The 24322-nt window shown below is 69.4% G+C and carries 24 protein-coding genes; 17 read left to right on the top strand and 7 right to left on the bottom strand.

What is annotated here, in order from left to right:
• The first annotated feature begins 8 nt into the window (after positions 1-8).
• The 3 genes from H7K45_RS22905 (at position 9) to nicT (ending at position 2286) form a co-directional block, all read left to right on the top strand.
• Positions 9-740 carry a FadR/GntR family transcriptional regulator gene (locus H7K45_RS22905; protein WP_263998269.1) on the top strand — a complete coding sequence of 244 codons (732 nt, stop codon included), beginning with the start codon at positions 9-11 and terminating at the stop codon, positions 738-740.
• 26 nt (positions 741-766) lie between these two features.
• Complete coding sequence (locus H7K45_RS22900) at positions 767-1093, top strand: ArsR/SmtB family transcription factor (protein WP_263998267.1); 327 nt, start codon at positions 767-769, stop codon at positions 1091-1093.
• Between the two features lie 80 nt (positions 1094-1173).
• Positions 1174-2286 carry a Nickel transporter NicT gene (nicT, locus tag H7K45_RS22895; protein WP_263998266.1) on the top strand — a complete coding sequence of 371 codons (1113 nt, stop codon included), beginning with the start codon at positions 1174-1176 and terminating at the stop codon, positions 2284-2286.
• Here nicT and H7K45_RS22890 read toward each other — a convergent pair.
• The 4 genes from H7K45_RS22890 to H7K45_RS22875 form a co-directional block, all read right to left on the bottom strand.
• The gene (locus H7K45_RS22890; protein WP_263998264.1) at positions 2271-3065 is read right to left on the bottom strand and encodes a phosphodiesterase; all 795 of its coding nucleotides are present in this window, start codon (positions 3063-3065) and stop codon (positions 2271-2273) included. The two genes, nicT and H7K45_RS22890, sit on opposite strands and share 16 nt — an antisense overlap.
• A 17-nt stretch (positions 3066-3082) precedes the next feature.
• A complete protein-coding gene (locus H7K45_RS22885; protein ID WP_263998263.1) occupies positions 3083-3703 on the bottom strand; it encodes a superoxide dismutase in 621 nt (206 codons plus the stop codon).
• 176 nt (positions 3704-3879) lie between these two features.
• Complete coding sequence (gene mtr, locus H7K45_RS22880) at positions 3880-5277, bottom strand: mycothione reductase (RefSeq protein WP_263998262.1); 1398 nt, start codon at positions 5275-5277, stop codon at positions 3880-3882.
• Between the two features lie 4 nt (positions 5278-5281).
• On the bottom strand, positions 5282-6316 hold the full coding sequence (locus H7K45_RS22875; protein ID WP_263998261.1) for an alpha/beta hydrolase: 1035 nt from the start codon (positions 6314-6316) through the stop codon (positions 5282-5284).
• A 148-nt stretch (positions 6317-6464) separates the two neighbouring features.
• On the opposite strand from H7K45_RS22875, the gene mqo reads away from it, so the two are divergent.
• From mqo to H7K45_RS22840, 7 genes are read left to right on the top strand one after another with little or no spacing between them, the layout of a single operon-like run.
• Complete coding sequence (gene mqo / locus H7K45_RS22870; RefSeq protein ID WP_263998260.1) at positions 6465-7970, top strand: malate dehydrogenase (quinone); 1506 nt, start codon at positions 6465-6467, stop codon at positions 7968-7970.
• Between the two features lie 10 nt (positions 7971-7980).
• Positions 7981-8448 (top strand): GNAT family N-acetyltransferase, encoded by a 468-nt coding sequence (locus tag H7K45_RS22865; RefSeq protein WP_263998259.1) that lies wholly within the window; start codon positions 7981-7983, stop codon positions 8446-8448.
• A gap of 6 nt (positions 8449-8454) precedes the next feature.
• Positions 8455-10341 (top strand): magnesium chelatase subunit D family protein, encoded by a 1887-nt coding sequence (locus H7K45_RS22860; RefSeq protein ID WP_263998258.1) that lies wholly within the window; start codon positions 8455-8457, stop codon positions 10339-10341.
• A 21-nt stretch (positions 10342-10362) separates the two neighbouring features.
• Complete coding sequence (gene cobO / locus H7K45_RS22855) at positions 10363-10977, top strand: cob(I)yrinic acid a,c-diamide adenosyltransferase (RefSeq protein WP_263998257.1); 615 nt, start codon at positions 10363-10365, stop codon at positions 10975-10977.
• The gene (locus H7K45_RS22850) at positions 10974-12380 is read left to right on the top strand and encodes a cobyrinic acid a,c-diamide synthase CobB (protein WP_263998256.1); all 1407 of its coding nucleotides are present in this window, start codon (positions 10974-10976) and stop codon (positions 12378-12380) included. Before cobO ends, H7K45_RS22850 begins: the two co-directional genes overlap by 4 nt.
• Before the next feature lie 35 nt (positions 12381-12415).
• Complete coding sequence (cobA, locus tag H7K45_RS22845; protein WP_263998255.1) at positions 12416-13624, top strand: uroporphyrinogen-III C-methyltransferase; 1209 nt, start codon at positions 12416-12418, stop codon at positions 13622-13624.
• Positions 13625-13657: 33 nt separating this feature from the next.
• On the top strand, positions 13658-15238 hold the full coding sequence (locus tag H7K45_RS22840) for an MFS transporter (protein ID WP_372512613.1): 1581 nt from the start codon (positions 13658-13660) through the stop codon (positions 15236-15238).
• On the opposite strand, the gene H7K45_RS22835 is transcribed toward H7K45_RS22840, so the two are convergent.
• Positions 15235-16149 (bottom strand): LysR family transcriptional regulator, encoded by a 915-nt coding sequence (locus H7K45_RS22835; protein ID WP_263998254.1) that lies wholly within the window; start codon positions 16147-16149, stop codon positions 15235-15237. The genes H7K45_RS22840 and H7K45_RS22835 overlap by 4 nt on opposite strands.
• A 135-nt stretch (positions 16150-16284) precedes the next feature.
• Here H7K45_RS22835 and H7K45_RS22830 point away from each other — a divergent pair, with 135 nt between their 5' ends.
• The 4 genes from H7K45_RS22830 to H7K45_RS22815 are packed head-to-tail and all read left to right on the top strand — an operon-like array spanning position 16285 to position 21155.
• Positions 16285-17103 (top strand): SDR family oxidoreductase, encoded by an 819-nt coding sequence (locus H7K45_RS22830; protein WP_263998253.1) that lies wholly within the window; start codon positions 16285-16287, stop codon positions 17101-17103.
• 27 nt (positions 17104-17130) lie between these two features.
• Entirely contained in the window at positions 17131-18636 is a 1506-nt protein-coding gene (locus H7K45_RS22825; protein WP_263998252.1) for an MFS transporter, read from the top strand.
• Between the two features lie 37 nt (positions 18637-18673).
• On the top strand, positions 18674-19360 hold the full coding sequence (locus tag H7K45_RS22820; RefSeq protein ID WP_263998251.1) for a 4a-hydroxytetrahydrobiopterin dehydratase family protein: 687 nt from the start codon (positions 18674-18676) through the stop codon (positions 19358-19360).
• 28 nt (positions 19361-19388) lie between these two features.
• Positions 19389-21155, top strand: coding sequence for a proline--tRNA ligase (locus tag H7K45_RS22815; protein WP_263998250.1), 1767 nt, complete (start codon positions 19389-19391; stop codon positions 21153-21155).
• A 4-nt stretch (positions 21156-21159) separates the two neighbouring features.
• On the opposite strand, the gene H7K45_RS22810 is transcribed toward H7K45_RS22815, so the two are convergent.
• Positions 21160-21639, bottom strand: a complete 480-nt coding sequence (locus H7K45_RS22810) for a ferritin-like domain-containing protein (protein ID WP_263998249.1) — start codon at positions 21637-21639, stop codon at positions 21160-21162.
• On the bottom strand, positions 21636-22157 hold the full coding sequence (locus H7K45_RS22805; protein WP_263998248.1) for a hypothetical protein: 522 nt from the start codon (positions 22155-22157) through the stop codon (positions 21636-21638). The genes H7K45_RS22810 and H7K45_RS22805 overlap by 4 nt, the downstream gene beginning before the upstream one ends.
• A 166-nt stretch (positions 22158-22323) precedes the next feature.
• Between H7K45_RS22805 and rimP the strand changes: the two genes are divergently transcribed.
• The 3 genes from rimP (at position 22324) to H7K45_RS22790 (ending at position 24315) form a co-directional block, all read left to right on the top strand.
• A complete protein-coding gene (rimP, locus tag H7K45_RS22800; RefSeq protein ID WP_263998247.1) occupies positions 22324-22878 on the top strand; it encodes a ribosome maturation factor RimP in 555 nt (184 codons plus the stop codon).
• Positions 22875-23906 carry a transcription termination factor NusA gene (nusA, locus tag H7K45_RS22795; RefSeq protein WP_263998246.1) on the top strand — a complete coding sequence of 344 codons (1032 nt, stop codon included), beginning with the start codon at positions 22875-22877 and terminating at the stop codon, positions 23904-23906. The genes rimP and nusA overlap by 4 nt, the downstream gene beginning before the upstream one ends.
• A 118-nt stretch (positions 23907-24024) precedes the next feature.
• Positions 24025-24315: a YlxR family protein gene (locus tag H7K45_RS22790; protein ID WP_308206428.1), complete on the top strand. Its 291-nt coding sequence runs from the start codon at positions 24025-24027 to the stop codon at positions 24313-24315.
• The last annotated feature ends 7 nt before the right edge of the window (positions 24316-24322 follow it).

Here is a 24322-nt window from a genome sequence, read left to right as displayed (position 1 = left end):
TCGACCACATGACCTCGTCCGTACCGGATCCGCAGCAGCCCGCCAGTGGGGCCCTGCTGCGTCCGGTGCGGCTGGGCAACGCGTTCGAGGACACGGTGGGCCGGTTGCTCGAGACCATCCGGCTCGGCGTGCTGGCGCCGGGGGAGTCCCTGCCGCCGGAGCGCGAGCTGGCCGCCCGGCTGGGCGTCAGCCGCGACACGGTGCGTGATGCCATCAGGTCGCTGTCCGACGCCGGGTACCTGGTGTCGCGTCGCGGGCGGTACGGCGGCACGTTCCTCGCCGAGGACCTTCCCGCGCCCAGCGCGGACGGCGTGCGGTTCAGTCGATCCGACATCGACGACGCGTTGCGGTTGCGGGAGATCCTCGAAGTGGGCGCGGCCAGGATGGCGGCCGGACGGACGCTGACGGCCGCGGAGCGCGAAACCCTGTGGACCAGGCTCACCGACGTGCGCGGGGCGGTGCCGGAGGACTACCGCAGGCTGGACTCCCGATTGCACCTCGCGATCGCCGAGGCCGCCGGGACGCCGTCGCTGGTGCCGCTGGTGGCCGAGAACCGGATGCGTCTCAACGAGTTGCTCGACCACATTCCGCTGCTGGCGCGCAACATCGTTCACTCCGACGAGCAGCACGAAGCCATCGTGATGGCAATCCTCGCCGGGGACGCCGACGGTGCCGCGGAGACGATGGCAGCCCACGTGTGGGGATCGGCGTCGCTGCTGCACGGGTTTCTGGACAGCTAGAACGGTCGATCGACTAAATTGCAGGCATGGAGGCTGGCGGCGAGGCGATCGTGCGGAGGGCGGCCTCTGCGCTGTCCGACGTCGACATCACCGGGTGGACGCTGCGCTTCGACCTGCTGTCGGATCCGAATCGGCTCGAGATCCTGCTGAGCTTGCACCGGGCACCCGGCATCTGCGTCAGCGATCTGGCGGCCGTGGTCGGCAGATCGGAGAATGCCGTCTCCCAGGCGCTGCGCGTGCTTCGGCAGCAGGGCTGGGTGAGTAGCACCCGGGTCGGGCGCTCGGTGGCCTACCGGCTCGACGACGAGATCGTCCACGATCTGCTGCACTGGATTGGCGCCGCCCACGGATGACCTGCCCGTCCGGGTAGTCCGTCGGCCTGAACATCTGTACAGCTAGACAGGCGTGGCGACGCCACCATAGGCTCGTACGCGTGATCCTCGGTACGTCGTCGGAGTCCCCGTCCAGTCCGACCGTGGCGGGCAGGCTCGATCGCACCGACTGGCTGACCATCGCCGGCATGGGCGCCGTGGTCGTCTTCCTTCACGTATTCGGTTGGGGCGTCTTGGTCTTCGGCGTCGCCCCGCAACACATCACGCTGGGCTCCACCGGGGTGTTCGGTGTGGGACTGGGCCTGACCGCCTATCTGCTGGGCGTGCGGCACGCGTTCGACGCCGATCACATTGCGGTGATCGACAACACCACCCGCAAACTGGTCGGCGAGGGCAAGCGCTCGCTGTCTGCCGGCTTCTGGTTCTCCCTGGGCCACTCCAGCGTGGTGTTCGGGCTCGCGTTCCTGCTGGCGCTCGGGGTCAAGGCGCTGATCGGGCCCGTGCAGGACGAGAACTCGTCGATGCTGCAAACCCTCGGCCTGATCGGATCGCTGGTCGCGGGCACCTTCCTCATCCTCATCGGCCTGACCAACTTGTTCGCCGTGGTCGGCATCGCCAAGGTGTTCCGCGAGATGCGCAGCGGAGAGTTCGACGAGGCCGAGCTGGAACGCCAGCTGAACAACCGCGGTTTCATGGCCCGGTTGCTGGGGCGCGTCATGCGGCGGGTGAGCAAGCCGTGGCACCTCTACCCGGTGGGCCTGCTGATGGGCCTGGGCTTCGACACCGCGACACAGGTCGCGCTGCTGGTGCTCGCCGCCGGTACGGCGGCCTTCACGCTGCCGTGGTACGCCATCCTGGTGCTGCCCGTGCTGTTCGCCGCGGGCATGAGCCTGTTCGACGCCGCCGACGGGATCTTCATGGCCCGGGCCTATGGCTGGGCGTTCCTCAAGCCGATCCGCAAGGTGTACTACAACCTGACCGTCACCCTGCTGTCGGTATTCGTGGCGCTGGTGATCGGCGTCATCGTGCTCATCGGTCTGCTGGTCGACCGGCTCGGCATCCAATCCGGCCCGCTGGCGGTGATCGGCTCCGCGGACCTGGAGTTCGTCGGGTTCACCATCGTCGGCTTGTTCGTGGTGGTGTGGTTGGTCGCGCTGGCGGTGTGGCGCTTCGGCCGGATCGAAGAGCGCTGGGAGCCTCAGGCGAACGGGTAGGGCCCGGCGAAGTCGCCCATCTGCACGAGGTGGCTGATCATTCCCTCGCGCTCGTCCCAGAGGTGTAGCAGATAGCCCCGCGGGCCGTCATGGCTCGACGACTGAGCCGATTCCGCGAGCTGGAGGTCGATCTCCGTGGCGGTGCTTGGACAGGTCACGATCACGGTCCCGGCCCAGCGGCGGACCATCGACCGGTGAACGTGCCCGCAGAGCACGGCCTCGACGTTGGGGGCACGTTCGACGACTGCCGCCAGCGATGCGCCGTCGAAGTACCGGTACTCGTCGAGGTACGGGATGCCGGAGACGAATGGCGGATGGTGCAGCATGATCAGCGTCGGCTTGGCAGTGTCCTGGGCCAGCGTGGCGGCCAGCCAGTCCAACCCGGCGCCGTCCACGTGCCCGTGGTGGTGGCCGGGCACCGTGGAGTCCAGTCCGATGATGCGCACGCGGTGGTCGTCCACGCAGTAGTGCAGCGGGCCGCCGCGGGGCAGGTAGTCGTGGTCGGCGAACGCGCGACGAAAGTTCTCCCGGTCGTCGTGGTTGCCGGGGATGACGAGGTAGGGCACCGGCAGCGCCTCGAGGATCTCGCGGACGTGGGCGTATTCGTCGGGCTGGCCATGGTCCACCAGGTCACCGGTGACCAGCACCAGATCGGGCCGCGACTCCAGGCCGCGCACGTGCGCGACGGCGTCGACGAGTGCGGCGTTCGAGTCGACGACGTCGTGGTAGAGAACGCCCCTGGGCCGGACGTGCGCATCGGACAGCTGCGCGATCAGCACGCCGGCACCTCGTCCTCTTAGAAGATCAGCCCCTGCGCCGTGGTCGTGGCCTTGGCGAAGCGGTCTTGCACGTCAACCCAATTCACGACGTTCCAGAACGCCGTCACGTAGTCGGCCTTCACGTTCCTGTACTGCAGGTAGTACGCGTGCTCCCACATGTCGACCTGGAGCAGGGGAATGATACCCAGCGGGACGTTGGCCTGCTGGTCGTAGAGCTGGAAGGTGAGCAGCCGACTGCCCAGCGTGTCCCAGCCGAGCACTGCCCAGCCCGAGCCTTGCAATCCGTTGGCCGCGGCGGCGAACTGGGCCCGAAACCCGTCGAAGGACCCGAAGTGGTCGTCGAGGGCGGCGGCGAGCTCGCCGGTCGGTTTGTCACCGCCGTTGGGCGACAAGTTCTTCCACCAAATCGAGTGGTTGACGTGACCGCCGAGGTGGAACGCCAGGTTCTTCTCGTTGAGGAAGATCGCGGCGTGGTCGTCGTTGGCACGCGCGTCCTCGAGCTTGGCCAGTGCGTCGTTGACGCCCTTGACGTAGGTGGCGTGATGCTTACCGTGGTGGATCTCGTTGATCTCACCCGAGATGTGCGGTTCGAGTGCTCCGTAGTCGTAGGCAAGATCGGGTAAGGCGTACTCGGCCATGGGTCTTCCTTCTCCGTCGAGGGTCGAGTCCGAGCCTAGGGTCGAAACGCTTCATCTGTCCACCTGTTCAGGTGTTAAGATCACGGGGCGCGGTCGGGCCGCGGGTTGGCGTTGAGGAAGCATCTGGACCACTCACTTCCGAGTGGGAGTCGACGCGGCGGCCCGACCCGCTCGAACTAGGCCAGGCCGAGCAGGGCGTTCTCGATGACCTCTGGCAGCGCCGGGTGTATCCAATACTGCTTCTCGGCAACCTCTTTGGCGGTCTGGCCGAAGGTCATCGCCTGGATCAACGGCTGAATGATCGACGGCGCCTGGTGCCCCATGACGTGAGCGCCCAAGATCTTGCCCGTCGCGCGGTCACCGATCAGCTTGACGACACCGTGCTCGTCCTCCATCGCCCAGCCGTAGGCGGTGTCGCCGTACTTCTGCACCTTGGTCACCACGTCGTAGCCGCCGTCGCGTGCCTCGTCCTCGGTCATGCCCACCATGGCGATCTGCGGATCGGTGAAGACCGCCGACGGCACGAAGCGGTGATCGGAGGCGCGCATGGCGTCGGTGTCGTCCCAATCCACGAGAAGGTTGTGCCGTACGACACGCATTTCGTGGTTGGCGACGTGCTTGAGCTGATAGGCCGACGAGACGTCGCCGAGCGCGAATACCCCACGAGCAGAGGTCCTTTGATACTCGTCGACCACCACCCGGCCCGAGTCGTCGACCTCGACGCCTGCCAAGTGCGCGTCGAGCTGATCGCCGTTGGGCACCCGCCCGGTCGCGACCAGCAGCATGTCGGCCTCGATGGTGTCGCCGTCGTCGAGCTCCAACACGCAGCCGCCGTCGCGCTGCCGCACCCCGACGACGTTCTCGTGGGTGCGCAGATCCCACTTCGAGGTGGCGAGGTCGGTGAACGGGTGACAGATCGACGCGTCGCAATGGGTCAGCAGACCGTCGCCCCTGACCACGATGGTGACCCGCACCCCCAGGGCGGAGAACACGTGGGCGAATTCCGCCGCCACGAATCCGCCGCCGACGATCACCAGATGCTCGGGCAACTCGGGAATGCGCATCACGTCGTCACTGGTGTGGTACTTCACACCGCACTCGGAGATGGCCGGTGGGACGTTCACCCGTGAGCCCGCGGCGATGACGACCTTGTCGGCGGTGAACTCCTCGCCGTCGTCGGTGCGCAACGTGTACCGGCCGTCGGGCTGCGTTGGGCCAAACCTGGTGTGGCTGCCGTACACCCGCACGTTGGGCAGGCTCCGCTTGTACTGCTCGCCGCCGGCAGCGATCGGGTCGATCCGGCGCGCGAACACGCGGTCGACGATGTCGCTCCAGCGGACCTTGTCGATCGTCGCGTCCACGCCGTATCGCGAGCTCTGCCGGATGGTCTCGGCGACCTCGGCGGCGTAGACGAACATCTTGGTCGGAATGCACCCGACGTTGAGGCACGTGCCGCCGAAGGTGCCCTGCTCGCAGATCGCCACGCGCATCTGGCCGTACCGGGGGTCGACGCCGGTGTCGGGGATGCTGTTGCCCGAGCCGGTACCGATGATCGCCAGATCGAAGTGTTCCACGTGTCTAGTCCTGTCCGAAGTTCATTGTCGGGCGCCGAGATTCGGAACCCAGGTAGTCGTCGAGCCAGCGCGCCAGCTCCCAATATGCCGCCGCACGCGGCTCGGCCAGTGACAGGAACACGTCGTGCTTGGCGTCGGTGATCGGCGTGATCGTCTGCCGATTCCCCACGCACCCCGCCCAACGGGCGATCTGCGCGACGTCGAGCACGGCGTCACCGCGTTGGATTGCCTCCGGGTGAGGCGCCTCGGTGACGGAATGATCCGATCGCAGCACCAGATTGGGCACGCCGACGTCCAGGCCGCGGTGCAGCCTCGCCTGTCCCCGCCGCACCGCGTTGATCCACCCGAACGTGATGGGAAACCCGCCGACGGGCTTCATCTCCAGGTCGTAGTCGAACTCGCCGGCGTAGTCGCGATGCAGGGTGGTGCCGTACCCGCCCTGGGTGGGCTTGCGGATCACCTGTCGCTTTCGCAACCGGGCCAGGGCGATCAGCGCCGCCGACGTCGGCGCGCTGCGCAGGACCGCCGGACCGTGCAGATCGAAGAACGGGCTGTTGAGCACCAGTGCGCCGACGTGCTCGGCCGCACCGCGCCGCCGCAGCCGATCCAGCCACAGGGTGGCGACGAGGCCCCCGGCCGAATGCCCGTACACGCACACCCGCGGGGCGTCGGCGCCGTCGGCGGCGATGATCGCCAGCGCGCGGTCGAGTTCGGCGTCGTAGCTGGCCAGGTCGGTGGTGAAGTGCGGTGTCTGGCCCTCGCGGCGGGAGCGGCCGCACTTGTGCAGGTCCAGCGCATAGAACGTGAAGCCGTGCTCGGCGAAGTGATCGGCCAGCTCGGTGTTGAAGAAGTAGTCGGTGTAGCCGTGCAACGCCAGCACCGCATGCCTGCCCCGGCCCGCCTCGCCGCGGCGCACCAGGGTGGCCACCAGGTCGCCCTCGCCGTCCGGGTCCGGACCCAGGGACAACGTTTGCTGCCAGTACCCGGGCAGCACGTCTGGCTCCCACGTGGGTTCCGCGCCGGGTCCCGTCGCTGTCACGTCCTCACTCTATGCGGACCTGCCTGCGGGGCGACGGCGTGGCAGGGGATGTCGGCCCAGCGACGACGGCCGACGATGACGGGATAACCTGGACGTTCGAAGAAGCCGCGACGAAGCGGAATTCGTGCCACGAAGGGTCGAGGATCACGTGTCTGAGGTAGCCAAAACCGACGTCGTGCTGGTCGGAGCGGGCATCATGAGTGCCACGCTCGCCACGCTGTTGAAGCTCATGGAGCCGGACTGGTCCATCACGCTCGTCGAGCGACTCGACGGGGCGGCCGCCGAGAGCAGCGATCCGTGGAACAACGCGGGCACCGGGCACTCCGCGCTGTGTGAGTTGAACTACACCCCGCAGCGCCCCGACGGCACCATCGAGATCAGCAAGGCCGTCCACGTCAACGAACAGTTCCAGGTGTCGCGGCAGTTCTGGGCGCATGCCGTGGAGACCGGTGTGTTGCCCGACGTCCGCAACTTCCTCAACCCCATCCCGCACGTCAGCTTCGTGCACGGGGCCAAGCACCTCGACTATCTCAAGCGCCGTCGCGAGACCCTCGTCGCCAACCCGCTCTTCGCGTCGATGGAGTACATCGACTCCGCCGACGAGTTCGCCCGCCGGCTGCCGTTGATGGCGGCCAAGCGCAACTTCGCCGAACCGGTGGCGCTGAACTGGACGCAGGACGGCACCGACGTCAACTTCGGCTCGCTGACGCGCCAGCTGATCGGCTACGCCGTCGAGGGCGGCATGACGACGCTGTTCGGCCACGAGGTGCGCGACTTGTCCAAGGAGTCCGACGGAAGCTGGACGCTCAAGGTCACCAACCGCCGCACCCGCCAAAAGCGCAAGCTCAACGCCAAGTTCGTCTTCGTCGGCGCGGGCGGCGGGGCGCTGCCGCTTCTGCAGAAGTCGGGTATCGAGGAGGCCAAGGGCTTCGGCGGCTTCCCCGTCGGCGGCCAATGGCTGCGCACCGGCAACCACGAGTTGGCCGCCGCGCACCAGGCCAAGGTCTACGGTGCACCGCCGCTGGGTGCACCGCCGATGTCGGTGCCGCACTTGGACACTCGGGTAATCAACGGCCGGTCCTATCTGCTGTTCGGACCGTTCGCGGGATGGTCGCCCAAGTTCCTCAAGCAGGGCAAGGTCACCGACCTGCCGCTCTCGGTCAAGCCCAACAACCTGGCCTCGATGCTCGGCGTCGGTCTCACCGAGATGAGTTTGGTCAAGTATCTGCTGGGCCAGCTCGCGCTCAGCGAGGCCGACCGGGTGGAGGCGCTGCGCGAGTTCGCGCCCAGCGCCCAGGATTCCGACTGGGAACTCGACATCGCCGGCCAACGCGTGCAGGTGATCCGGCGCAAGGGTGCGGGCGGGGTACTTGAATTCGGCACCACGGTGCTCGCAGCGGGCGACGGCAGCATCGCCGGTCTGCTCGGGGCGTCGCCCGGTGCCTCGACGGCCGTGCCTGCGATGCTCGACGTGCTGGAACGTTGCTTCCCCGACCGCTTCTCGGGCTGGCAGCCCAAGATCAAGGAGATGGTGCCGTCGTTCGGCACCGAGCTGTCCAACGAACCCAAGCTCTTCGAAGAGGTCTGGGATTGGGGCACCAAGGTTCTCAAGCTCGACCACAAGGCCACCGACGTCCCCGCGGTCACCGTGTGACGGTGGTGCCGTGACCATCACGCCGCGCCGGAGCTGGGCCAAGGATCTGGACGCCGCCACGCTGTATGAGTTGCTGAAGCTTCGCGTCGAGGTGTTCGTCGTCGAGCAGGCCACGCCATATCCGGAACTCGACGGCCGAGACCTGCTCGCCGAGACGCGACACTTCTGGCTCGAGGACTCCGACGGGCGCGTGATCTCCACGCTGCGCCTGATGGAGGAACATCCCGGCGGCGAGAAGGTGTTCCGCATCGGCCGGGTGTGCACCCGGCGCAGTGACAGGGGCCAGGGCCACACCAGTCGCCTGATGAAGGCCGCGCTGGCCGAGGTGGGTGACGACCCCTGCCGCATCGACGCGCAGACCTATCTGGAGGAGATGTACGCCAAGCACGGCTTCGTCCGCGACGGCGAGGAGTTCCTCGACGACGGGGTGCCCCACATCCCCATGGTGCGGCGCGGCGGGCCGCATGGGGCAAGCTGACAGGCGATGACTTCCACACTCCCGACGCCCTACCCCTTCTCCGCGCTCGTCGGCCAGGATCAGCTGAGGCTGGCGCTGATCCTCTGCGCGGTGCGGCCCGAGATCGGTGGTGTGCTGATCCGGGGTGAGAAGGGCACGGCCAAGTCGACCGCGGTGCGTGCTCTGGCCGCCGTTCTCGCCGAGGTCGACGAGGGAGCCCGGCTCGTCGAGCTGCCGATCGGCGCCACCGAGGACAGGGTGGTGGGATCGCTGGACCTGCAACGCGTGCTGCGCGACGGCGAGCATGCGTTCTCGCCCGGTCTGCTGGCGCGGGCCCACGGGGGCGTCCTCTACGTCGACGAGGTCAACCTGCTGCACGATCATCTGGTGGACGTGCTGCTCGACGCGGCGGCGATGGGCCGGGTCCACGTCGAGCGCGACGGCGTATCCCACAGCCACGAGGCGAAGTTCATGCTCGTCGGCACCATGAACCCCGAAGAGGGCGAGTTGCGTCCCCAGCTGTTGGACCGGTTCGGCCTGACCGTCGACGTCCACGCCTCACGTGAGGTCGACGTGAGGGTGGCGGTGATCCGCAGGCGGATGGACTTCGAGGCCGATCCCGACGGGTTCGCCGCTCGATACGCCGCCGAGGACGCCGACCTGGCCCGCCGCATCGCGCTCGCCCGTGCGATGGTGCCGTCGATCACGTTGTCGAACAACGAATTACGGCGGATCGCGGCGCTGTGCGCGTCGTTCGACGTGGACGGGATGCGGGCCGATCTGGTGGTCGCGCGCACGGCCGTGGCGCATGCCGCGTGGCGGGGCGCATCGCAGGTCGAGGAGCAGGACGTGCGCGTGGCCGCCGAACTGGCGCTGCCGCACCGTCGCCGTCGTGACCCGTTCGACGATCCCGGTCTCGACCAAGACCAACTCGACGAGGCGATGAACCAGGCCGGCGAGGCCGCCGGCGACACGGGCCCGGAGCCCGAGCCCGACCCCGACCCGCCCGGCGGCGGTGGGGGGTCAGCCGAGGACTCGGCGGGCGAGGCGGCCGATGGCGCTGTCCCGCAACGACGTTCGTCGCCGTCGGGGCCACGGCCGAACGCCGCACCGGCGGCCACGTTCCGGGCGAAGGCACTCGTGGTGCCCGGGGTGGGGGAGGGCACGCCCGGACGGCGGTCGCGCGCCCGCAACGGCACCGGCACCCCGATAGCCGCGACCGACGACCCGCGGGAGGGCCACGGACTGCACGTGTTCGGCACGTTGCTGGCCGCCGCCGAGCGTCAGAGCGGGCCCGGCCGGCCACGGGTGGGCGCCGCGGATCTGCGGCGCGCGATTCGCGAGGGCCGGGAGGGAAACCTGGTCGTCTTCCTCGTCGACGCGTCGGGATCGATGGCCGTCCGCGACCGGTTGGCGGCCGTCGGCGGCGCGACCATGTCGCTGCTGCGCGACGCCTATCAGCGGCGCGACAAGGTCGCCGTGATCACCTTTCGCGGCGAGGCGGCGCAGGTGCTGCTGCCCCCGACCACGTCCGTGCACATCGCCGGCAGACGGCTGGCGCGTTTCGACACCGGCGGCCGGACACCACTGGCTCGGGGACTGCTCGCGGCCCGGGACGTGGTCATTCGGGAGAAGGCGCGCGACCGTGCGCGTCGCAGTCTGGTGGTGGTGCTCACCGACGGAAGGGCGACGGGTGGGCCCGATCCCCTGGGGCGGGCGCGCACCGCGGCGGCGATGCTCGTGGCCGAGGGTGCGGCCGCCGTCGTCGTCGACTGCGAGACCTCTTATGTCCGTTTGGGTTTGGCGGAGGTGCTGGCCGAACAGCTCGGCGCGCCCGCGGTCCGGTTGGCCCAGTTGCGTGCCGACGGTCTGACGCGGTTGGTCCATTCCTACGCCGGCGACCGCGCGGCCTGACCCCGACGGAGGAGATGCGCCATGCCACAGGGTCAACCAGTCGCGGTTCCGGCCGACGGTCTGACGACGCGAGCCCGTCGCAACGCTCCGGTGCTGGCCGTCCACACCGGTCCCGGCAAGGGGAAGTCCACCGCCGCGTTCGGGATGGCGCTGCGCGCCTGGAACCAGGGCTTCGACGTCGGGGTGTTCCAGTTCGTCAAAAGCGCCAAGTGGAAGGTGGGCGAGGAAGCCGCCTTTCGTGATCTCGGCCGATTGCACGACGAGCACGGCGTCGGCGGGCCCGTCGAGTGGCACAAGATGGGCTCGGGGTGGTCGTGGTCGCGCAAGCCGGGATCCGAGGTCGACCACGCCGCGGCCGCCGCGGACGGCTGGGACGAGATCGCGCGGCGGCTGGCCGACGAGCGCCACGACTTCTACGTGCTCGACGAGTTCACCTACCCGCTGAAGTGGGGCTGGGTCGACACCGATGAGGTAGTCGACGTGCTCGTCAACCGGCCCGGTAGGCAACACGTCGTGATCACCGGTCGCGACGCCCCACAGCGGCTGGTGGACGCCGCCGACCTGGTGACCGAAATGACCAAGGTCAAGCACCCCATGGACGCCGGGCGCAAGGGCCAGCGCGGGATCGAGTGGTGAGCACCCCCGCCGTCGTCGTCGCGGCACCGTCCTCGGGCAGCGGCAAGACCACCGTCGCGACCGGGCTGATGGGCGCCTTCCGACGCGCCGGCCGCACCGTCGCCCCGTTCAAGGTCGGGCCGGACTTCATCGATCCGGGCTATCACGCGCTGGCCTCCGGGCGCCCGGGTCGCAACCTGGACCCCGTCCTGGTCGACGACAACCTCATCGGTCCGCTCTTCCGCCACGGCAGCGACGACGCCGACCTCGCGGTGGTCGAGGGCGTCATGGGATTGTTCGACGGCCGCATCGACCCGCTGTCGTCGGGCCCGGCCCGCGGCTCGACGGCGCACGTCGCCGGTCTGCTCGGCGCGCCGGTGATCCTGCTGGTCGACGCACGCGGCCAAAGCCACAGCATCGGTGCGGTGGTGCATGGATTCTCGACGTTCGACAGCTCGGTGCACCTGGCCGGCGTGATCCTCAACAGGGTCGGCTCGGCGCGACACGAGGCCGTGCTGCGGCAGGGCTGCGAGCAGGCCGGCGTGCCGGTGCTCGGGGCCATTCCCCGTGCCGACGAGCTCACGGTGCCGTCCCGGCATCTGGGTCTGGTGACCGCGGTCGAACACGGCAGGCACGCCGTGGCCGCCGTCGACGCGATGACGACCCTGATCGCCCGGCACGTCGACCTCGACGCCGTGGCCGCCGTGGCGCGGTCCCACGTCGACGTGCAGCCGTGGACGCCGGCGATCGCCGAACCGGTCGCCGGTCACGTCACCGTGGCGCTGGCAGCCGGGCGCGCGTTCACCTTCGGCTACCCCGAGCATGCGGAGCTGCTGGCCGCCGCGGGCGCGGACGTCGTCGCCTTCGACCCCATGACCGACGGCCTGCCCACCGACACCGACGCGCTCGTCATCCCCGGCGGCTTCCCCGAGCAGTTCACCGCCGAGCTGTCCGTCAACGACGCCGTCCGCGGTCAGATCAGAGACCTCGCCCGCCGGGGTGCGCCCATCCACGCGGAGTGTGCGGGGCTGACCTACCTGGTCGACGACCTCGACGGGCACCCGATGTGCGGGGTGCTGCCCGGCAGCGCCCGCTTCACCGAGCGCCTGACGCTGGGCTACCGCGACGCGGTGGCGCTTGGCGACTCGTCCGTGCACCCTGCGGGCGCGCGGGTGGTCGGACACGAATTCCACCGCACCGCCGTCACGTTCGCCGGTGAGTACGCACCCGCGTGGGGCTTCCGCGACGGCGCCGGGGCCCCGGTCACCGACGGCGCGGTCACCGGGGGAGTGCACGCCGCCTATCTGCATGCCCACGCCGCGGCCCATCCGGCGGCCGCGACCCGGTTCGTCACCTCGGCAGCCCGGTCGGCTGTGACGGAGGCCGCCGAGTCACGTACGCGCCGCGGCGGCGCCTACCTCTAAGCTCGCCGGGTGGTGCGCACGCGAGGAGCGATTAGTTGACCGAGAACGCCTACCTCGTCGGCCTGCGCCTGAACGGCAGGCGAGTGGTGGTCGTCGGCGGTGGCAGCGTCGCGCAACGACGCATCCCGCTGCTGCTCGCCAACGGCGCCGACGTTCACGTCATCGCCCGGGAGGCCACCCCTGCGGTGGAGGCGTTCGACGGCATCACCCTCGAACTGCGCGACTTCCGTCCCGGTGACCTCCACGGCGCCTGGTACGCGCTCGCGGCGACCGACGACCCCGCGGTGAACGCGGCGATCGTCGCCGAGGCCGAGGAGTCGAGGATCTTCTGCGTGCGGGCCGACGTCGCGGTCGAGGGCACCGCGGTGACGCCCGCCTCGTTCGAATACGACGGGTTGAACGTGGGAGTGCTCGCCGGGGGCGAGCACCGACGGTCGGCCGCCATCCGCTCGGACATCCAGGACGCTCTGCAGCGCGGTGTCATCGGCGAAACCGGGGACGTGCGGGCGCCCGGCACGCTCCACGCCGGCGTCGCCCTGGTCGGCGGCGGTCCGGGAGACCCCGAGCTGATCACGGTCCGCGGTCGCAGGCTCCTCGCGCGGGCCGACGTCGTGGTGGCCGACCGCCTCGCCCCGCAAGAGCTGATCGCCGAACTCGCTCCGCACGTCGAGGTGATCGACGCCGCGAAGATCCCCTACGGCCGGTTCATGGCCCAGGACGCCATCAACGCCGTTCTGGTCGACCGCGCCAAGGCGGGCAAGTTCGTGGTGCGGCTCAAGGGCGGTGATCCCTACGTCTTCGCGCGCGGCCACGAGGAACTGCTGGCATGCGCAGAAGCGGGTATTCCGGTCACCGTCGTACCCGGTGTGACCAGTGCCATAGCAGTTCCGGCCGCTGCGGGCGTTCCGGTCACCCACCGGGGCGTCACCCACGAGTTCGTGGTGGTCAGCGGGCACCTTGCGCCGGGGCATCCCGAATCGTTAGTGAATTGGGATGCGCTGGCCGCGCTGTCGGGCACGATCGTGCTGCTGATGGCCGTCGAGCGCATCGAGCTCTTCGCCAAGGTTCTCCTGGAAGGCGGCCGACCAGCGGATACGCCGGTCCTGGTGGTGCAGCACGGCACCACGAGCGCGCAGCGGACCCTGCGCACCACGCTGGCGCACGCGCCCGAAGACATCCGATCGGACGGTATTCGACCCCCCGCGATCATCGTGATCGGGGCGGTCGCGGCCTTCGGCACTTAGAGGGCTCTTAATATTACTGTAGAGTAACCCGACATGACGGCTCCCCACGATGCAGAGCGCGCCGCCACCGAGCGTGACGGCGAGCGTGCCGGGCACCTTCCGATGCCGATGCCCATCACGCCCACCCAGATCGTGCAGAGCAGCTGGTACCCATCCTGGTTGCCGTCGCGTCGCTTCATCGCCGCGGTCATCGCGATCGGCGGCATGCAGTTGCTGGCCACCATGGACAGCACCGTCGCGATCGTGGCCCTGCCCAAGATTCAGGATGAGCTGAATCTGTCCGACGCCGGGCGCAGCTGGGTCATCACCGCCTACGTCCTCACCTTCGGCGGCCTGATGCTGCTGGGCGGCCGGCTCGGCGACACCATCGGCCGCAAGCGGACGTTCATCGTCGGCGTCGGGCTGTTCACCATCGCCTCCATCCTGTGCGGCGTGGCGTGGGACGAGACCACGCTCGTCATCGCCCGGTTGGCCCAGGGCGTCGGCGCGGCGATCGCCTCACCGACCGGTCTGGCTCTGATCGCCACCACGTTCCCGAAGGGACCGGCCCGAAACACCGCCACGGCGGTGTTCGCCGCGATGACCGGCGTCGGCTCCGTCATGGGGCTCGTCGTCGGCGGTTTCCTCACCGAATTCTCCTGGCGCTGGGCGTTTCTGGTGAACGTGCCGGTCGGCCTTCTGATGATCTACCTGGCCCGCCGAACCCTGCGCGAAACGCACCGCGAGCGCATGAAGCTCGACGCCACCGGCGCAATCCTGGCCACGCTGGCGTGCACGGCCGCCGTGTTCGGTTTCTCGATGGGGCCCGAGAAGGGCTGGCTCTCGCCGCTCACGCTCAGCTCCTGCTTCGCCGCCGTCGTCCTCTTCGGTGCCTTCCTTTACGTCGAACGCACCGCGGTCAACCCCGTGGTCCCGTTCAGCCTGTTCCGCGAGCGCAACCGGGTGGCCACCTTCGCCGCGGTGTTCCTCGCCGGCGGCGTGATGTTCACGCTGACCGTGCTGATCGGGCTGTACGTGCAGGACATCATGGGCTACAGCGCACTTCGTGCGGGCATCGGGTTCATCCCGTTCGTGGTCGCACTCGGCATCGGCCTTGGCCTGTCGTCCTACCTGGTCTCGATCCTGCCGCCGCGACTGCTCGTGATCATCGGCGGGGTGTTCGTCCTGGCCGCGATGATCTACGGTTCCACGCTCAACGGCGGCATCCCGTACTTCCCCAACCTCGTCCTGCCCATCACGGTCGGCGGCTTCGGCATCGGCATGATCGTGGTGCCATTGACGGTGTCGGCCATCGCCGGCGTCGCATTCGACGAGATCGGACCGGTCTCCGCCATCGCGCTGATGCTGCAGAGTCTCGGCGGACCCGTCGTCCTGGCCGTCATCCAGGCGGTCATCACCTCGCGGACGCTGTACCTCGGCGGCACCACGGGCCCGGTCAAGAACATGAACGAGGCGCAGATGCACGCGCTCGACCAGGGCTACACCTACGGACTTCTGTGGGTCGCGGCCGTGGCGGTCATCGTCGGCGTCGTCGCCCTCTTCATCGGTTACACCGCCCAGCAGGTCGCCCAGGCTCAGGAAGTCAAGGAAGCAATCGACGCCGGCGAGATCTAGTTCGGCCTGGCCGCGAGGATGCCGTCCCCCGCGGCGACCAGCGCGTCGACGGCGGCCAGCGCGACGTCACCCGGGGCGGGCCCGGTGACCGCGAGGGTGACGCGGCCCAACCAGCCCGGGTCGTCGACGCGGACGGCCGTCACACCCACGGGCACCGACGGCGCGACCGGTTCGGGTAGCAAGCAGATGCCGAGGCCCGCGGCGACCAGACCCAGCCGGGCCGGCCAGCCCTTGGCGCGGAAGGCCACGACCGGGTCGCCGATCGTCGGCCAGGCCCCGAACTGCGGATCCCCGGCTGGTCCGTCGCCCACCACCCACGGTTCCCCCTCCAGCGCTCGAACCGGCACGGTCGGCGCTCCTGCGAGCCGGTGGCCGACGGGCACGGCGACGCAGAGGTCGCCGGCGAACACCTGGCGCACGGCCAACCCCTCGAGGTCGTAGTCATCCAACCCCGTGCCTGCGCCGATGACGGCCACCGTCACCCGTCGGTTGCGCACGTCGCGGAGCAAGGCCGGCGTCGACGCCTCGGTCAGCCGCACGTCGAGGCCAGGGTGCTCGCCGGCCAGCTGCGCGATGGCTCGCGGCGCGAGAACCGCTGCGGCGGCGGGAAACACGCCCAGCCGGACGCGGCCGGCCAGTCGGTCGCCAAGGCCGTCGAGGTCGCGCCGCAACGAGTCCACGTCGGCCAGGATGCGGCCGGCTCGCGCGACCACCGCCGCGCCGGCCGCACTGGGGCTCACCCCGCGCGCGTTGCGCACGAACAGCGGCGCACCGACAGCGGCCTCCATTGCGGCGACCTGCCTCGAGACGGCGGGTTGCGAGTAGCCCAACGACCGTGCCGCCGCGGTGAACGACCCCAGCACCGCCACTTCGCGGCACACGCGCAGCCCCAGCAGGGTGACCTCGTCCATCGCCTCACCCTAGCCATGCGTCAGACGTATGGCAGACATCCGACACCCTCATTCCAAACATGGATTGCGGAGCCGTCGGCGCTGGTTGTTCGGCAGGAACGCCTCACCACGAGGAAGCCACGGAGAAGAGGACACATGCTCAAGACCTGGTTCATCGTCGGAGCATCGCGCGGCATGGGTCGCGAGCTGACCGAACAATTACTCGCCCGCGGTGACCACGTCGCCGCAACGGTCCGCGACACCGGCCACGTCGCCGATCTCGCCGACCGCTACGGCGACGCGTTCTGGGTTCGCGCCCTCGACGTCACCGACACCGCCGCCGTGCGTGCCGTCACCGACGACGCGTTCGCCGCCCACGACCGCGTCGACGTCGTGGTCGCCAACGCCGGGTACGGCGTCTTCGGTACCGCCGAGGACCTCGACGACGCGCAGATCGACTCGATGATCGCGACCAACCTGACCGGATCCATCCAACTGGCTCGGGCGGCCGTGCCACACCTACGTACCCAGGGTGGCGGTGTGCTGATGCAGATGTCGAGCATGGGCGGGCACATCGCCTTCCCTGCCTTCTCCCTCTATCACGTGACCAAGTGGGGCATCGAGGGGTTCTACGAGTCGCTGGCCCACGAGGTCGCCCCGTTCGGCATTCGGACCATCCTGGTCGAGCCGGGCGTGGTGCGCACCGGATTCTTCGACGCCTCCGAGCGGGTTTCGCCCAGTGAGCCCTATCGCGGCGGACCCGCCGACCGGCCACCGCTGACGACCGCCGACATGGTCGACAGCCAGGAGAAGACGGTGGCGGCGATGATCCGGGCCGCCGACTCGCCACATCCGCCGCGGCGGTTGGTGCTCGGCTCGGACGCGTGGCAAGCGATCACCGACACCCTTCGCGCCCGCCTCGACGACGTGATCGCGCAGCGCGCGAACGCCGCGACCGCCGATCTCGTTTCATGATCGGCACCGCTGGGTAGGTTGTCGGCAATGTCTGCCGTGGGTGGTTCCGAAGGTTCGACGGACAACGCGACCGCGCCCCTGGCGTCGTCGGTCCTTGGCATCGCAATCGTGGCCATCACCGGCATGCAGTTGATGTCGACGCTCGACGGCACGATCGTCATCGTGGCCCTGCCGCGCATGCAGGCCGAACTCGACCTGTCCGACGCCGGCAAGAGCTGGGTGATCACCGCCTACGTCCTGACCTTCGGCGGGCTGCTGCTGCTCGGCGGCCGGGTCGGCGACGCGATCGGACAGAAGCGCGCGTTCCTGTCCGGCGTCGGGGTCTTCACCATCGCGTCCCTGGTGTGTGGTCTGGCCGGCGACGAATTCACGCTCATCGCCGCGCGCGCGCTGCAGGGCATCGGCGCCGCCGTGGCCGCGCCCACCGGTCTGGCGCTCATCGCCACCACCTATGCGGTGGGGCAGGCCCGCAACCAGGCGATGGCGGTGTCGGCGGGCATGCAAGCCATCGGGTCGGTGATGGGACTGGTGCTCGGTGGGCTGCTCACGGTCATCTCGTGGCGGCTCGCCTTCCTGATGAACGTGCCGATCGGCGTCGTCATCGTCGTCATCGCGTGGTTGCGGATCGGTGAGACGCACCACGAACGGCTCAAGCTCGACGTCACCGGAGCGCTGTTCGCCACGCTCGGCTGCACGTCGGCGGTGCTGGTGTTCACGCAGGGCCCGCCGCGGGGCTGGCTCGACCCGTGGGTGGTCGGCGCCGCGGTCGCGGCGGTGGTCTTCTTCGTGTCCTTCCTGCTTGCCGAACGCTCGGCGGAGAACCCGCTGGTGCCGTTCACGATCTTCTCCGACCGCAACCGGGTGATGACGCTGACCGCCTGGTTCCTCGGCGGCGGCGTTCTGCTGACCGTGACCGTCATGGTGGGTCTGCTCGCCCAGGACGTGCTCGGGTACTCGGCGCTGAGGGCCGGCGTCTGCTTCCTGCCGTTCGCGGTCGCGGTGGGCGTCGGCAACGTGCTGGCCACCAAGCTGGCGCCCCTGATCGCCCCGCGGTGGCTGATCATCGGCGGCGGCGTCTACGTGCTCGCGGCCATGCTGTACGGCTCCACCCTGGACCGCAGCATTCCGTACTTCCCCAACCTGTTCATCCCAATCGTGCTCGGCGGCTTCGGCATCGGCATCATCTCGGTGGTCTTGCCGCTGTGCGCCGTCGCAGGGGTGGGCCCGCGGGAGATCGGGCCGGTGTCGGCGATCACCCTGATGGTGCAGAACCTCGGCGGCCCGCTGGTGCTGGTCGCCATCATGGCGGTGCAGACCTCACGCACGCTCTACCTGGGCGGCACCACCGGACCGGTCAAGAACATGACACCCGCACAGCTCGACGCGCTCGGCGCCGGCTACACCTACTCCCTGCTGTGGGTGGCCGGCATCTCGATCCTGGTCGGCGTCGCGGCCTTCTGGATCGGGTTCTCCGCGCGTGACATCGCCCGCGCCCAGCACACCAAGGAGGCCGTGGAGGCCGGCGAGCTGTAGCAGCTCCGGTGTCGGCGGGCCGCGCTAGCGTGACGCCATGGCCAAGCCGCTGACCCGCCAGGCGATCTCCGACGCCGTCGACCCGCTGGGCTGGCGGCTGATCCTCGGAGTCCTCGTCACCCACGTCCCGGTGCCGACGCTGGCCGCCGCGGTCGACGCGCTTGGGGTGGCCGTGGCCGCCGGCGGCACCGGCGTCGACGAGCACCTCAGGGCTGACGTGCACCCCGACCGCGTCGTGCTACACCTTCGTCGCACCGACGCCGGCTGGCTCACCCCCCGCGACGTCGAGCTGGCCGCCCAGGTGACCGAGGCGCTCGCCGGACACGGTCTGGACACTCAACCCGGGGTCGGCGGCGTGCCGCCGCAGACGCTGGAGATCGCGATCGACGCCCTCGACATCGCGCTGATCACACCGTTCTGGCGGGCGGTCACCGGTTACGTCGACGACGCGGCACCCGACGGTGAGACTCCCGGTGGCGACCTGCTGGACCCGCTGCGTCGCGGCCCTGCGATCTGGTTCCAACAGATGGACGAGCCCCGGACACAACGCAACCGCATCCACCTCGACGTGGACGTGCCCCCGGAACTGGCCGGACCCCGCGTCGACGCCGCGCTGGCGGCAGGCGGCACGTTGGTGTCCGACGCTGCGGCTCCGGCCTTCTGGGTGCTGGCCGACCCCGAGGGCAACGAGGTGTGCATCTGCACCTGGCAAGGTAGGGACTAGTCCACGCGGGTGGCTAAGGTTGTCGCCTGTGATCACCCGCATGTCCGAACTGTTCCTGCGCACCTTGCGCGACGACCCCGCCGACGCCGAGGTACCCAGCCACAAGCTGCTCATCAGGGCGGGCTACGTCCGCCCCATCGGACCGGGGTTGTACAGCTGGCTGCCGCTGGGTTTGCGCGTGTTCCGCAAGATCGAGCAGGTCATCCGCGAGGAGATGGCCGCCATTGGCGGACAAGAGATCCTGCTGCCCGCCTTGCTTCCACGTGCGCCGTATGAGACCACCGGTCGATGGACCGAGTACGGCAGCGGCCTCTTTCGGCTCAAGGACCGGCGCGGCAACGACTATCTGCTCGGACCCACCCACGAGGAGATCTTCACCCTGACGGTGAAGGGGGAGTACTCCTCCTACAAGGACTTCCCCCTGCGGCTCTACCAAATCCAGACCAAGTACCGCGACGAAGCGCGCCCCCGCGCAGGCATCCTGCGGGGCCGCGAGTTCGTGATGAAGGACTCGTACTCCTTCGACGTGGACGAGGACGGGCTCAAGGCGGCCTACCACGCCCATCGCGAGGCCTACCAACGCATCTTCGCCCGCCTCGGCGTCGAGTACGTCATCGTCTCGGCGGTGTCGGGCGCCATGGGCGGCAGCGCGTCGGAGGAATTCCTCGCCGAGAGCGAGGTCGGCGAGGACACCTACGTGCGCTGCCTGGAATCCGGGTACGCCGCCAACGTCGAAGCCGTGATCACCCAGCGGCCCGAGGCGCTGTCCCCAGAGGACGTGGCGGGTCTGCCCGCACCGGTCGTGCACGACACGGAGAACACCCCGACCATCGCAACCCTCGTCGACTGGGCCAACGGGGCCAACCTGCCCCAGTTCGAGGGGCGCACGGTGGTGGCTGCCGACACCCTCAAGAACGTCCTGCTCAAGGTCCGCGAACCGGGCGGCGAGTGGGAGTTGCTGGCCATCGGCGTGCCCGGTGATCGCGAGGTCGACGACAAGCGTCTCGGGGCAGCGCTCGACCCGGCCGAGTACGTGATGCTGCCCGCGGAGGACTTCCCCAAGTACCCGTTCTTGGTCAAGGGGTACATCGGTCCACGGGCGTTGCTGGACAACGGAGTTCGCTTCCTGGTGGATCCCAGGGTGGTCGACGGCACCAGCTGGATCACCGGTGCCGACGAGGACGGCAAACACGTCGTGGGTCTGGTGGCCGGACGCGACTTCGTCCCCGACGGCACCATCGAGGCGGCCGAGGTGCGTGACGGAGACCCGTCACCGGACGGCGCGGGGCCGTTGGTGTCGGCGCGCGGCATCGAGATCGGTCACATCTTCCAACTCGGCCGCAAGTACGCCGACGCGTTCACCGTCGACGTCCTCGGCGAGGACGGCAAGCCGTTGCGACTGACCATGGGGTCCTACGGCATCGGGGTGTCGCGGATGGTCGCCGTGATCGCCGAGCAGAGTCACGACGACGTCGGTCTGCGCTGGCCGGCTGCGGTCTCGCCCTTCGACGTGCACGTCGTCATCGCGAACAAGGACGCCGACGCGCGCACGGGCGCAACCGAACTCGCCGAGGCGCTCGACCTGCTGGGCGTGGAGCCCTTGCTCGACGACCGCAAGATGTCACCCGGGGTGAAGTTCAAGGACGCCGAGCTGCTCGGGGTGCCGTGGCTGGTGGTGGTCGGCCGGGGCTGGGCCAACGGCGTGGTGGAACTCCGCAACCGGTTCAGCGGCGAGACCGAGGAGATCCCCACCGAGGGGGCGGCCGAGGCCATCGCCGCCAAGCTCGCGGGCTAGCCGATCACTCGCTGCCGCCGGGGAAGGCGACGGTGGTCGGGGAGACGCCCTGTTGCGCTCGCCACCTGGCGGCAGTGACCGCGGCGCGGGTCAACGCGGTAACGGCCAGCTCGCGGTCGTCGACGGCGGTGGCCTGCTCGAGGACCGCCCGCCACGCGACCGCGGAGTCCTCCTCCATCCGAATCGCGAGCTTCGCTGCTGCGGCGGGGTCGACGACCGCGAACGGCAGCTGGTATCCGATCGCCGGAATCGGCGGGGTCACCTTGCGGTCCTCGAGCCGGGCAATGCCCTCTTCGCGCAACTCCCGGTGTCCGGCAAGCGAATTCGACACCAGCTCGTTGGCATCCGGGGTCGAGTGTGCCGAGACGATGCCGTAGCCGTAGATCACGCCGTGTTCGACCGCGACCGCGTCCCACAGCGCGGCATCGGCCGCCTCGGAGGGTCGCGTCGGTGTCTCCGACGAGCCACCGGCGGGTGAGGTCACGCCGTCACCCCCGCATCGGGCAACGCGACGGTGAAGGAGGCCGTACACGCCGCGGCGATGGAGCCGAGCAGTCCCGCCCGGTAACCGGACTGCTGGGCCGCCAGGAGAGCGGCGCCGTCGGCGGACTGCTTGAGGGCGGCCACGACCTCGGCCGCTGTCGGGGGCGCCGGGGGCGGACCCGACGTCGTCGGCGGGGCAGACGACGAGGCCGTCGTCGACGTCGTGGGTGTCTCGCCGGAGATCCGGGTGATCTCCTCGGTCAGCGCCGTGGCGTGCGCCGCGCGCTGGTCGGCCACCACCGCCAGGGCCGCGGCGATCTTGGGTGCAGCGGCCGCCGCGGCGTTGCCGGCAAGGCGAGCGTCCTCGTGCGCCCGGTCCAAGGCCCCGATCAGCGCGTCGACGTCCTTGACGGGCGGGGTCGACCCGCAGGCGGTCACCGCAGACCCGCTCAGCAGGGCCAACGCCGCGGCGCCGACGAGCACGCGCCGCCTGCTGACGGTGGGGAGAGCGCTCGGCACATCGACATCCTGCCATCCCCAACCGGCGGCCCCGGCTGGACTCGGTCACGGTGCTCGCACCATGCGTTTGCCGAGAGTGGCCCCGCGGCTGGCGTATCCTTGACATTCGGTTCCGCGCCGCACGTGGCGGAATCTGGTCCGTACAACTCAAGACGAGGAGCTCACCGTGGCATCGGAGAACCCGCTACGGTCTGCGCGGTTGCCGTCCCCGCAGCAGGTGACCGAGCTGCTCGAGGGCGAGTTCGCCCGCGCGGGATACGACGTCGACGACGTGATCGTCGATGCCGGTGCTCGCCCGCCCCGCATCGTGGTGGTCGCCGACGGCGACGGTGGGTTGGACCTCGACTCCCTCGGCACGTTGTCGCGGATGGCCTCGGATCTGCTCGACCAGATCGACGACGGCCCCGACGAGGCGGCGTACCTGCTGGAGGTCACCTCGCGAGGCGTCGACCGGCCGCTGACCACCGAGCGCCACTTCCGCCGTGCGCAGGGACGCAAGGTCGAGGTGACCACGACCGACGGTTCGCAGGTGGTGGGACGGCTGGGCGAGACCTCGGGCGGCGTCGTGCGACTGGTCGTCGCCGATCGCGGCAGACCACCCAAGATTCGCGAACTCTCCATCGACGACGTCGCGAAAGCCGTTGTCCAGGTGGAATTCTCATCGCCGAACCCGCTCGAGCTCGAGCTGGCCGGCATGCCCGTACAGGAGGTTGAAGAGTGAACATCGACATGGGTGCGCTGCACGCCATCGAAGTGGACCGGGGGATTCCGGTCGACGAACTGCTCGAGACCATCAAATCCGCGCTGCTGACCGCCTACCGGCACACCGAGGGGCACGAGGCCCTCGCGCGCATCGACATCGACCGCAAGAGCGGCATCGTCAAGGTGCTCGCCAGGGAGACCGACGACGACGGCAACCTCGTCAACGAATGGGACGACACCCCAGAGGGTTTCGGCCGGGTCGCCGCGACCACGGCCCGTCAGGTGATGTTGCAGCGATTCCGAGACGCCGAGAACGAACGGATGTTCGGCGAGTTCTCCGCGCACGAGGGCGACATCGTCGCCGGTGTGGTCCAGCGCGACGCCAGGGAGAACACCCGCGGCAACGTGATCGTGCGTCTCGGAACCGAGGCCAAGGGATCCGAGGGCGTCATCCGGCCCGCCGAACAGGTGCCGGGGGAGTCCTACACGCACGGCGATCGTCTGCGCTGCTACGTCATCGGAGTGACTCGCGGGGCGCGCGAGCCCAAGATCGAGTTGTCGCGCACCCACCCGAACCTCGTGCGCAAGCTGTTCTCCCTGGAGGTCCCGGAGATCGCGGACAACTCCGTGGAGATCGCCGCGGTCGCCCGTGAGGCCGGGCACCGCTCCAAGATCGCGGTCCGGTCCCGAGTCGCGGGGCTCAACGCCAAGGGCGCGTGCATCGGACCGATGGGTCAGCGGGTGCGCAACGTGATGAGCGAGCTGTCCGGCGAGAAGATCGACATCATCGACTTCGACGAGGATCCGGCGCGCTTCGTGGCCAACGCGCTGTCCCCGGCCAAGGTCGTCTCGGTGACGGTGATCGACGAGGTCGCCAAGGCCGCCCGTGTCGTCGTGCCCGACTTCCAGCTGTCGCTGGCGATCGGCAAGGAGGGGCAAAACGCCCGACTGGCCGCCCGGCTGACCGGCTGGCGGATCGACATTCGCAGCGACGCCGAGCCCGAAACCACGCAGGACGCGCCAAGCGGTGTCTCCCGCGACGGCTAGCGGACACGCGTTTCTTTCTGCGGTGATCGTGACGGTAGACTGAGACGTGATCCAGCGCGAGAGTTCGGTTCCCCGCGCGCGGCAGCACAAAAGTCCCGAAGGACCAGTGCGTACGTGTGTGGGATGCCGAAAGCGTGAGCTGGCCGCCGACTTGGTTCGGGTGGCCGCTGTTCACGACGGAGACGGTGAAGCAGCCGTCGCCGTCGACGCAGCGGGTAACCTGCCTGGGCGGGGTGCGTGGCTGCACTCCGACGAGCAGTGTCTACACCTGGCAATCCGGCGGCGAGCCTTCGCTCGAGCGTTGCGCATCACCGGTTCGCCGAACACCTCCGCGGTGGTCGACTTCTTCACGAGAAGCTCGGTCCGCCCGGCAACAGAACAGGTAGCGAAGAACATGAGCACACCGTGAAGTTCCG

Source organism: Mycobacterium yunnanensis, assembly GCF_025823185.1.
GTDB classification, from domain to species: domain Bacteria; phylum Actinomycetota; class Actinomycetes; order Mycobacteriales; family Mycobacteriaceae; genus Mycobacterium; species Mycobacterium yunnanensis.
The sequence above is the reverse complement of the archived record's forward strand: the minus strand, read 5'-3'. Positions and strand labels throughout refer to the sequence as shown.

Coding starts and splice junctions, on each gene's coding strand:
- H7K45_RS22905 (WP_263998269.1), top strand. CDS start 9: ATGACCTCGTCCGTACCGGATCCGCAGCAGCCCGCCAGTGGGGCCCTG.
- H7K45_RS22900 (WP_263998267.1), top strand. CDS start 767: ATGGAGGCTGGCGGCGAGGCGATCGTGCGGAGGGCGGCCTCTGCGCTG.
- H7K45_RS22885 (WP_263998263.1), bottom strand. CDS start 3,703: ATGGCCGAGTACGCCTTACCCGATCTTGCCTACGACTACGGAGCACTC.
- H7K45_RS22860 (WP_263998258.1), top strand. CDS start 8,455: ATGACTTCCACACTCCCGACGCCCTACCCCTTCTCCGCGCTCGTCGGC.
- cobO (WP_263998257.1), top strand. CDS start 10,363: ATGCCACAGGGTCAACCAGTCGCGGTTCCGGCCGACGGTCTGACGACG.
- H7K45_RS22840 (WP_372512613.1), top strand. CDS start 13,658: ATGACGGCTCCCCACGATGCAGAGCGCGCCGCCACCGAGCGTGACGGC.
- H7K45_RS22835 (WP_263998254.1), bottom strand. CDS start 16,149: ATGGACGAGGTCACCCTGCTGGGGCTGCGCGTGTGCCGCGAAGTGGCG.
- H7K45_RS22830 (WP_263998253.1), top strand. CDS start 16,285: ATGCTCAAGACCTGGTTCATCGTCGGAGCATCGCGCGGCATGGGTCGC.
- H7K45_RS22825 (WP_263998252.1), top strand. CDS start 17,131: ATGTCTGCCGTGGGTGGTTCCGAAGGTTCGACGGACAACGCGACCGCG.
- H7K45_RS22820 (WP_263998251.1), top strand. CDS start 18,674: ATGGCCAAGCCGCTGACCCGCCAGGCGATCTCCGACGCCGTCGACCCG.